A 440-nucleotide genomic window follows, 5' to 3' on the forward strand; every position below is an offset into this window, starting at 1 on the left:
CTGAGCACTGAACCGCCAAAAATCCACACCCACCAAGACTGGGCCGCTGTAGATGTCGACGAAGTTGGCGCGGTACGACTCCATCCCTATCGGGGTCAGGAGTGGGCATTCGAACGGTAATGATCCGGAGAGCAAAACGTATTCAAACCACCCCTCAAACAGTTGTGCCTCGGACGGTGTCAGCAACCAGGTGACGGTGGCCACAGTGGGAGTGCTGACAAAAGCCCGGCGCCGCTCCGAACGCCCGCTCACCAGCTTTGTGCTGGTCATCGGACTGACAGGATCAAAGCCGTAGCCCTCCCGCTGCGGCGTAGGCAGACCTTCAGGGTATGCAAGCATGGTTAGCAGATCCTTTATCAGTCAGGCGCCGTGGCGTGGTCGTAGGTGTAAACGCGGGCGTCATAGGGCATTCCCTTCATTGAGACGTTGCCACCAGAAGG

1 protein-coding gene is annotated in these 440 nt (G+C 58.4%); it reads right to left on the reverse strand.

The genetic code is table 11. The features are described 5' to 3' along the window. Positions 1 to 339 (reverse strand): hypothetical protein (locus tag GHO41_RS29545; RefSeq protein WP_153435369.1); only part of this gene is annotated, 339 nt, incomplete at its 3' end. Positions 340 to 440: the final 101 nt, after the last annotated feature.

The sequence above is a fragment of the Pseudomonas sp. FSL R10-0399 genome, from assembly GCF_009600165.1.
GTDB lineage: Bacteria > Pseudomonadota > Gammaproteobacteria > Pseudomonadales > Pseudomonadaceae > Aquipseudomonas > Aquipseudomonas helleri.